Genomic DNA, 7,995 nt, shown 5'->3' with positions numbered 1-7,995 from the left:
GCGTGAGGCCCTGGCGGTGTGGGTGAACCACTACAACTACCATCGGCCTCATACCTCCTGCGGGGACGCCCCGCCAACCTCGTTGGCACCGGCCCGAGTCAACAACGTCATGCCCTCCTACACCTAGCCCGCGGTGGGCACCGGGTCGCCGCTGACGTGTCGGCCGGGGTCGCCGTCGGCGTCCAGATGGGCCTGCAGCATGCCGGTGAGCGCGTGGTCCACGGGGATCTCGACGCCGTCGACGGCGCGCACCGGCAGGACGCCGCGCACCGAGGAGACGAGCCAGACGCCCTCGGCGCCCTTGAGGTCCGCCGGGACGAGCGGGCCGTAGCCGAGCTCCCAGCCCTCCGCGTGGGCGGCCGCGAAGATCACGGCCTGCGACGTGCCGGCGAGGATGCCCTTCTGGCGCAGCGGGGTGAGGAGGCGGCGGACGCCGTCCTCCCCGGTGCGCACGATCAGCACCGTGGAGGTGGGGCCCTCGAGCAGGTAGCCGTCCGCGCTGGTGAAGACGACGTCGTCGGCGCCGTGGGCGCGGGCGTGGCGCAGGGCGGCCATGTTCACGGCGTAGGAGAGGGTCTTCGCGCCGGTGAGCAGCCACGGGGAGCGCTCGGGAGCCTGCGAGTCGATGCCGCGGTCCAGCAGCAGCACCCGCAGCCCCCGCTGCCGTTCCTCGTCCTCGATCGCCGGGGCCGGGCTCAGCAGCGCCCACGCGGTGGACGCGGGCACCGCGCCGGGGGCCGCGTCCGGGCCGCGGGTGACGGTCAGGCGCACGGCGAGGCGGTCCCCGGGCGCGACGTCGTTGGCCTCGGTGAACGCCCGCAGGCCGAGCGCGACGGCGGCCTCCCACGCCGCCGCCTCGGGGGCGGCCAGCTGCAGGGCGGTGGCGGACGCGGCCAGCCGGCCGAGGTGGGCTCCGAGCTTGCGCATGCGCAGGGTCCCGAGGCCGTCGGCGACGGCGAGCGCCGTCTCGAAGATGCCGTCGCCGCGCGTGACCCCCTGGTCCGTGACGCTCAGGTGCGGGACGGCCGGGTCCGCGAGCCGCGGGGCGGGGGCGCCGTTCGCGTCCGTCTCGAGCAGGACGAGGACGGGCGAGCCGGCGGCGGGGGAGAAGGAGGTGGGACGCATCCGCCCAGGATAGACGCCCGCCCCCGGCCGATCGGGGCCGGGGGCGGGCGTCAGGAGGGACGGTCAGGCCCGGTGGGCGCCGCCGTCCGGGGCGGGGCCGGAGGGGGCCGGAGGGGTGCCCCGGGGTGTGGGCGCGCTCGAGCTGGGCGCCCTCCACGTCCACGTCCGGCATGATGCGGTCCAGCCACCGGGGCAGCCACCACGCCGCGTCCCCGAGCAGGTGCATCAGGGCCGGCATCAGCAGCAGCCGGACGACGAACGCGTCCAGCAGCACGCCGAAGGCCAGGCCGAAGCCGATCGGGCGGATCATCGCGTCCTCGGCGAAGATGAAGCCGCCGAACACGGAGATCATGATGATCGCCGCGGCCATCACCCCGCGCGGCCCGAGCGCAGGCCGGACAGCACCGCCTGGCGGGCCGGCAGGCCGTGTGCGTAGGCCTCGCGCATGCCGGAGGCGATGAACAGCTGGTAGTCCATGGCCAGGCCGAACAGCACGCCGACCATGATGGTCGGCAGGAAGCTGAGCACCGGCCCCGGGTTGTGGACGCCGAACAGGGCGCCCAGCCAGCCCCACTGGTAGATGGCCACCACGCCGCCCATCGCCGCGAACACCGAGAGCATGAAGCCGCCGGTGGCGATCAGGGGCACCAGGATGGAGCGGAACACCAGGATCATGATCAGCAGGGACAGGCCCACCACCACGCCGAGGTAGAGCGGCAGGGCCTCCGCCAGGGTGTCCGAGACGTCGATGAAGCCGCTGGTCACCCCCGCCACGCCCGGGTTCGAGGCGTCGCCGGCCGGGTCCAGGGACCGCAGCTCGCGCACGAGCTCCTCCGTGGAGACCGCGTTGGGCCCCTCCTCGGGCAGCACCTGGTACATCGCGACCGTGCGGTCCTCGTTGAAGCCCGCCGGCACCACGGCGTGCGCGTGGTCGAGGGCGGCCAGCTGCTCGCCGACGTCGAGCTGGGCGTCCGTGGCGCGCCCCTCGTCGAGGCCGGCGGGCAGGTCCACGGTGACCACGAGCGGGCCGTTGTAGCCCTCGCCGAACTTCTCGGCCGTGAGCTCGTAGGCGAGCTGGGAGTCCGAGCCCTCGGGCTCGGAGCCGCCGTCCGGCAGGCCCAGGCGCATGGACCAGAACGGCACGGCCACGAGGACGAGCAGGGCCACGGAGGCGAGCGCCGTGGCGAGGGCGGTCGGCGTGGACAGCGTGGCGCGGCGGTGGGCGCGGCGCACGGCGTGGGCGCCCTCGCCGACGGCCGGGGAGGTGTCGGTGAGCCGGGCGCGCTCCCGGCGGGAGAGCACGCGCGGGCCGGCCAGGGCCAGCAGGGCCGGGGTCAGGGTCACCGCCACGAGCACGGCGATGGCCACGCAGACCGCGCCCACCGTGCCCATCAGGCCCAGGAAGCCGATGCCGGTGACGTTCAGGGCCGCGAGGGCGATCACCACGGTCACGCCGGCGAACACCACGGCGTTGCCGGAGGTGCCGGTGGCCAGCGCGATCGACTCGTGCAGGCCCGTGCCACGTCGCAGCTCCTGGCGGTGCCGGTTGACGATGAACAGCGCGTAGTCGATGCCCACGGCCAGGCCCAGCATCACCCCGAGCACCGGGGTCACGGACATCATCTCCACGGCGGAGGAGAACGCGAGCGCCCCGGAGGCGCCCACGCCCACGCCCACCAGCGCGTTGACCAGCGGCAGGCCCGCGCCCACGAGGGTGCCGAGCATGACCATCAGCACGATCGCGGCGACCACGAGGCCCACGACCTCGCCCGGGCCGAGCAGGGAGGGCACGGTGGCGTTGAGCTCCTGGGAGGGATGCACGGTGACGCCGTCGATGTCCGCGCCGGTGAGGGCGCCGGTGACCGCCTCCTTGTCCTCGGCGGTCACGTCCAGGGTCGGCGTCGTGAAGGTGACGATCCCGACGGCGGTGCTGCCGTCCTCGGACACGGTGCGGAAGTCCTCCGCGAGGGCCAGGGTGCGCTCGCCGCGTTCGGCCTCGACGCGGCCGTCGTCCAGCTCGGCGCGGCCGTCGGCGAGGTCGGCCTCGGCCTGGTCCAGGCGCTCCGCGCCGGCGGCCAGCTGGGCCCGGCCGTCCTCGAGCTCGGCGACGCCTTGCTCGTACTCGGCCCGGCCCTCGTCGATCTTCTGCTGCTGCGCGTCGAGCTCGGCCTCGGCCGCGTCCAGGGCCTGCTGCCGTCCCGCGGCCACCTGCTCGCGGCCGGCCTCGAGCTCGGCCTCGGACTCCTGCAGCTGCTGCCGGCCGGCGGCGAGCCGGGCGGCGCCGTCGTCGGCCTTGGCCTGGGCGGCCGCGAGCTGTTCGGCGCCCGCGTCGGCCTCGGCCTGGGCGGCCTCCAGCTGGGCGCGGGCGGCGTCGGCCTGGTCCTGACCGGCCGCCAGCTGTGCCTCGCCGGCGGCGAGCTGCGCCTCCTGGTCGGCGAACTGCGCGGCGACCTGCTCCGCCGGGATGCCGGCGGCCTCGGCCTCGGCCAGCGCGGCGTCCCGGGCCTGCTCGAGCTCGGCGCGGCCCGCGGCCAGCTGCTCGGCCTGGGCGTCGAGCTCGGCCTGCCCGGCCTCGAGCTCGGTCCACCGGTCGCCGAGCTCGGCCTGCCCGGCCTCGAGCTCCTGACGCCGCGCGTCGATCTCGGCCTGGCCGGCCTCGAGACGCTCCGCCTGCTCCTCGAGCTCGGCACGGCCGGCGTCGAGCTGCTCCTGGCCGTCGGCCACCTTCTGCTCGGCCTCCCGGAGCGGGGCCAGGGCGTCGGCCGGCAGGGCCTCCAGGCCGCGCTCCTCGAGGTCGGCGCGCGCGGCGTCGAGCGTGGCCTGCCCCTCGTCCAGCTGGGCGGCGGCCTCGGCGAGGCGCTGCTCGCCCGCGTCGGCCTCGGCCGCGCGCCGCTCGAGCTCGGCCCGGCCGTCCTCGATCTCCTGGCGTCCGTCCGCGAGGCGCTGCTCGCCGTCGGCCAGCTCGGTGCGGCCCTCGTCGAGCCGGGTGCGGGCGTCGTCCCGCTGGGCCTGGGCCTCGAACGGGTCCACGACGCCCTCCACGGCCTGCTGCTCGGCGACGTCGTCCAGCAGGGCGGTGATCTGCTCGCGCTGGGCGTCGGTCAGGGGGGAGCCGTCCTCGGTGGTGAACACGACCTGGCCCCTGCCGCGGGAGGCCTCGGGGAACTCCTCCTTGAGGCGGTCCGTGACCTGGGCGGTGGGCGTGCCGGGGATGGTGACGGTGGAGGAGAGCGTGCCGCCGAAGGCGAGGAATCCGCCGACGGCGAGGGCCAGGGCGAGCACCCAGGCGAGGATCACGAGGAGGGGGCGGCGGGCGGCGCCGAGGCCGAGACGGTAGAGCAGTGTCGCCATGGGAAGGGGAGGTCTCCGTGCGCTGGGGTGGGACGCGGCCGGACGCGGCGCGCCGCCTCCGATGCTACACCTAAGCGGAGCGCACCGCTCCGGTCCGGGCGGCGCCGCCGTCAGGTGGAGGGCAGGCGCAGGATCAGGTCCGCCGCGGCACGCGGGGCGTGCCGGGCCAGGTAGTCCTCCTCCTGTGCGGCCCAGCGGTCCCAGTGGGGGGCGAAGGTGTCGCCGTCCCGGGCCAGCGCCCGCGTGCGTCGCGCGGGGGTCTCGAGCTCGAGCCACACCGCCAGGTCGAGCAGCGGTCGGGCGGCGGTGCTGAGCGCGCCCACGCCCTCGCACACCACGACGTCGGCCGGCGCGGTCCGCCGTGGCGGACCGGGTGCGGCGCGGTGCCAGTCCCACGTGGTCCAGGTCGCCGTGCCGCCCTCCCGCAGCGCGCGCACGACGGCCGGATAGGGGCCGTCGTCGCCCACCGCCGCGGCCAGTCCGTCCCAGCCCCGGTACATGGACTCGATCGCGATCACGTCGACCCGCGCGAACGGTGCGATCCGGGCCGCGAGCGCGGCGGCGAGGACGGTCTTGCCCGACCCCGAGCGGCCGTCCAGGCCGATGAGCGCCGGTCGGGTCACGGGTCCTCCGGTGCGGGGTCCGTCAGTGCGACGGTGGCCGCCTCGAGCACCCGCACCGCAGCCCGCAGCTCCGCGGCGGAGAATCCCTCGAGGGCGGCGCTCAGCCGCTGGGACATCGGTTCGAATGCGCGCTGTCCGTCGCGGCGGGCCGTGTCCGTGTGCTCCACCAGCACGCGCCGCCGGTCGCCCTCGTCCCGGCGGCGGCGGACGTGGCCCGCGGCGGCCAGGCGGTCCACGAGGGCGGTGGCCGAGGCCCGGGTGAGGTGCAGGTGGGCGCCGAGGTCCGAGGCCGTGACGGGCTCACCGGCCGTCGCGCGGGCCATCAGGTACGCGAGGGCTCTGAGGTCCGTGCGGTGCAGGCCGACGCCGCGGCCGGCCTCGTCGACGGCGTGCTCCGCGCTCTCGCTGAAGACGCGCAGCGCGTGGACCACGGCGAGGTGCTCCGCGGGGGCGGAGGGGGGCTGCGTGGTCATGGCCGGGAGTCTAGCCAGCCCCCATGGTTGTTTGATCATCGAACCATCCCCTACGCTCGGTGGCATGCCCACCCCGCCTGACCTCTCCGCCTACCGCACCCCCGCCGCGCCGGGGCGTCCCTCCCGGGGGCTGCGGCTGGGCCTGGCCGCGGCGCTCGCCGTGGTCTGGTTCGCCGTGCTCGGCCTGGGCGGCCCCGTGTTCGGCAGGATCGGCGACGTCTCCTCGAACGACCAGGCCACCTTCCTGCCGGCGTCGGCGGAGTCCACCCGCGCGGGGGAGGAGGCGGCGGCGTTCCAGGACGGCGAGGCCGTGCCCGCCGTCGTCGTGGGCCCGGCGAGCACCGCGGACCCCGCGGCCGCCTTCCCCGCGCTCGCGGACCTCGCGGGCCGGCTGGGCGAGGTACCGGGCGTGGCCGACGTCGCCGGCCCGATCCCCTCCGACGACGGCGCGGCGGTGCAGTTCCTGGCCTTCGTCGACTCCTCGGCCGGGGCTGAGCGGCCCGTGGCCGACGTGGTGGCCGACCTGCGGGAGGTCGTGGCGGACCCGGCGGGCGCCGACCCCGCCCTTGCCGGCACCGTGGCCGCAGACACCGAGTGGCACGTGGGCGGTCCGGCGGGCCTGGTCGCGGAGCTGGGCGGCGCATTCGCGGGGATCGACGGGCTGCTGCTGCTCGTGGCGCTCGTCGTGGTGTTCGTGATCCTCGTGGCGGTCTACCGCTCCGTGCTGCTGCCGGTCCTCGTGCTCCTGACGGCCGTGGCCGCGCTCTGCGGCGCGATCGTGGCCGTCTACGGGATGGCCCTGGCGGGCTGGATCCAGCTCAACGGCCAGGCCCAGGGCATCCTCTCGATCCTCGTGATCGGCGCGGCCACCGACTACTGCCTCCTGCTCGTGGCCCGGCATCGCGAGGAGCTGCTGGTCCGGGCGGACGTCGGGGAGGCGCTGCGGGCCGCCGTGCGCGGGTCCTTCGGCGCGATCACCGCGTCCGCCTCGACCGTGGCCCTCGCCCTGCTGATCCTGATGGCCTCGGACCTCAACTCGACGCGTTCCCTCGGCCCCGTGGCCGCCACGGGTGTGGCGTTCGCGTGGCTCGCCGCCCTGACCCTGCTGCCGGCGCTGCTGCGGCTGACCGGGCGTGCCGCCTTCTGGCCCACGATCCCGTCCCCCGAGCGCGCGCGCCGTCGCGCGGAGCGCCGTGCCGCCCGGGGCCGGGCCTTCACCCCGCCGCTCGACGGCGCGGGCCGACCCGTCGCCGGCCTCGAGGAGGACCACGGGGTGTGGACGCGGGTGGGCGCCGTCGTCGCGCGCCGGCCCCGTCTCGTCTGGGTCGCCACGACGGTCGTGCTCCTCGCCCTCTGCGGCGGTCTGCTGCAGCTGCGCGCAGGCGGCGTCGCCCAGGAGGACGTGCTGCTCGGCGACTCCGACGCCCGGCAGGCCCAGGCGCTGCTGAGCGAGCACTTCGACGCCGGCGCGGGCGCCCCCGCCCAGATCCTCGCCCCGGCCGGGGACGCCGAGGCGGTGCTCGCCGCCGTCGCGGAGGACCCCGGCGTGGCCGAGGCGGAGGTCACCGCGGACGCCCCCGGGACCGCCGCGGGCCCGCCCCCGGGCGCGCTCGAGGCGGAGGGCGGGACGGGCGCCGCGTCCGCGCCGGAGCCGCAGCCTCGCGTGGTGGACGGCCGCGTGCTGGTCTCGGCCACCCTGGCGGACCCGGGCGAGTCCCTCGCCGCGCAGCAGACCGTGGCCCGCCTGCGCGACCGGCTCGCGGATCTCCCCACCTCGGGCGAGATCCTCGTGGGCGGCCCGGCGGCCCAGGCGCTGGACACGAACGTCACCACGCAGCGCGACCTGCGGGTCGTCATCCCGCTGATCCTCGCGATGCTGCTGGCCATCCTCGCGGTGCTGCTGCGCTCGCTCCTGGCGCCCGTGCTGCTCGTGGCGGCCACCGTGGTCAGCTTCGGTGCGGCCCTGGGCGTCTCGGCCCTCGTGTTCCGGCACGTGTTCGGCTTCGAGGACGCCGACCCCACCGTGCCGCTGTACGGCTTCGTCTTCCTCGTGGCCCTCGGGATCGACTACACGATCTTCCTGATGACCCGGGCGCGGGAGGAGACGCCGCGGCACGGCACGCGGGCGGGCGTGCTGCGCGCCCTCACCGTCACGGGCGGGGTCATCACCTCGGCCGGCGTCGTGCTGGCGGCCACCTTCGCCGCGCTCGCGGTGATCCCGCTGATGTTCATGGTGCAGCTGGCGTTCATCGTGGCCTTCGGCGTGCTGCTGGACACACTGGTGGTGCGCACGCTGCTGATCCCGGCGCTCGTGCGGGACATCGGCCCGCGCGTCTGGTGGCCGGCGCGGGCCGCCTGAGCCCGGACGGCGACGGAGGGCCCGACCGGCGGTGCAGTCGGGCCCTCCGTGCATGCGGGCGCCT

The 7,995-nt window shown here is 76.4% G+C and carries 6 protein-coding genes and 1 pseudogene; 2 read left to right on the top strand and 5 right to left on the bottom strand.

Features of this window, described 5'->3' with window-relative positions:
- A partial coding sequence (locus tag J1M44_RS00510; RefSeq protein ID WP_144819830.1) for an integrase core domain-containing protein occupies nt 1–127 on the top strand: 127 nt, incomplete at its 5' end.
- Here J1M44_RS00510 and J1M44_RS00505 read toward each other — a convergent pair.
- The 5 genes and pseudogenes from J1M44_RS00505 to J1M44_RS00490 all read right to left on the bottom strand — a co-directional run bounded on the left by J1M44_RS00505 (nt 124) and on the right by J1M44_RS00490 (nt 5,572).
- Nucleotides 124–1,125, bottom strand: coding sequence for an aminotransferase class IV (locus J1M44_RS00505; RefSeq protein WP_002858384.1), 1,002 nt, complete (start codon nt 1,123–1,125; stop codon nt 124–126). The genes J1M44_RS00510 and J1M44_RS00505 overlap by 4 nt on opposite strands.
- Nucleotides 1,126–1,375: 250 nt before the next feature.
- Nucleotides 1,376–1,477 (bottom strand): annotated as a pseudogene (locus tag J1M44_RS11810) (hypothetical protein); the annotation flags it as partial.
- A gap of 17 nt (nt 1,478–1,494) precedes the next feature.
- Nucleotides 1,495–4,476 (bottom strand): MMPL family transporter, encoded by a 2,982-nt coding sequence (locus tag J1M44_RS00500; RefSeq protein ID WP_274607844.1) that lies wholly within the window; start codon nt 4,474–4,476, stop codon nt 1,495–1,497.
- A gap of 110 nt (nt 4,477–4,586) precedes the next feature.
- Complete coding sequence (locus J1M44_RS00495; protein ID WP_002858391.1) at nt 4,587–5,099, bottom strand: hypothetical protein; 513 nt, start codon at nt 5,097–5,099, stop codon at nt 4,587–4,589.
- Nucleotides 5,096–5,572 carry a MarR family winged helix-turn-helix transcriptional regulator gene (locus J1M44_RS00490; protein ID WP_002858392.1) on the bottom strand — a complete coding sequence of 159 codons (477 nt, stop codon included), beginning with the start codon at nt 5,570–5,572 and terminating at the stop codon, nt 5,096–5,098. The genes J1M44_RS00495 and J1M44_RS00490 overlap by 4 nt, the downstream gene beginning before the upstream one ends.
- 64 nt (nt 5,573–5,636) lie before the next feature.
- Between J1M44_RS00490 and J1M44_RS00485 the strand changes: the two genes are divergently transcribed.
- On the top strand, nt 5,637–7,931 hold the full coding sequence (locus J1M44_RS00485) for an MMPL family transporter (protein ID WP_002858395.1): 2,295 nt from the start codon (nt 5,637–5,639) through the stop codon (nt 7,929–7,931).
- Nucleotides 7,932–7,995: the final 64 nt, after the last annotated feature.

The organism is Micrococcus sp. KRD128, assembly GCF_017168395.1.
Classification (GTDB): domain Bacteria; phylum Actinomycetota; class Actinomycetes; order Actinomycetales; family Micrococcaceae; genus Micrococcus; species Micrococcus luteus.
The sequence above is the reverse complement of the archived record's forward strand: the minus strand, read 5'-3'. Positions and strand labels throughout refer to the sequence as shown.

Excerpts from the sequence above, each read along its gene's own strand:
- J1M44_RS00505 (WP_002858384.1), bottom strand. The coding sequence starts at position 1,125 with ATGCGTCCCACCTCCTTCTCCCCCGCCGCCGGCTCGCCCGTCCTCGTC.
- J1M44_RS00500 (WP_274607844.1), bottom strand. The coding sequence starts at position 4,476 with ATGGCGACACTGCTCTACCGTCTCGGCCTCGGCGCCGCCCGCCGCCCC.
- J1M44_RS00490 (WP_002858392.1), bottom strand. The coding sequence starts at position 5,572 with ATGACCACGCAGCCCCCCTCCGCCCCCGCGGAGCACCTCGCCGTGGTC.
- J1M44_RS00485 (WP_002858395.1), top strand. The coding sequence starts at position 5,637 with ATGCCCACCCCGCCTGACCTCTCCGCCTACCGCACCCCCGCCGCGCCG.